Annotated in this window: 1 protein-coding gene; it reads right to left on the bottom strand. The window is 75.1% G+C overall.

The window, feature by feature from the left end:
- A partial coding sequence (locus E9529_RS21530; protein WP_236833290.1) for a uroporphyrinogen-III C-methyltransferase occupies nt 1-466 on the bottom strand: 466 nt, incomplete at both ends.

Genomic DNA, 466 nt, shown 5'->3' with positions numbered 1-466 from the left:
TGGAGCCGGCGGTGACGACGGCGACGGGGGTGTGCGGGTCGCGGCCGTGCTGGATCAGGGTGGTGGCGATGGTGGGGGCGGTGTCGACGCCCATGAGGACCACGAGGGTGCCGCGGAGGCGGGCGAGGGCGGGCCCGTCGACGAGGGAGTCGGGGTGGCCCGGGGGCAGGTGGCCGGAGACGACGGTGAACTCGTGGGTGAGGCCGCGGTGGGTGAGGGGGATGCCGGCGAGGGCGGGGACGGCGACGGCGCTGGTGATGCCGGGGACGACCTCGACGGGGATGCCGGCGGCGGTGCAGGCCTGGAGTTCTTCGTAGCCGCGGCCGAAGACGTAGGGGTCCCCGCCTTTGAGGCGGACGACGCGGCGGCCGGCGCGGGCGTGCTCGACGAGGAGTTGGTTGATGCGTTCCTGGGCCATGGCGCGGCCGCGGGGGAGCTTGGCGGCGTCGATGATCTCGACCTCGGG

This window comes from Blastococcus sp. KM273128, from assembly GCF_021698975.1.
Classification (GTDB): Bacteria; Actinomycetota; Actinomycetes; order Mycobacteriales; family Geodermatophilaceae; genus Blastococcus.
This window is presented reverse-complemented; position numbering and strand designations above follow the sequence as displayed.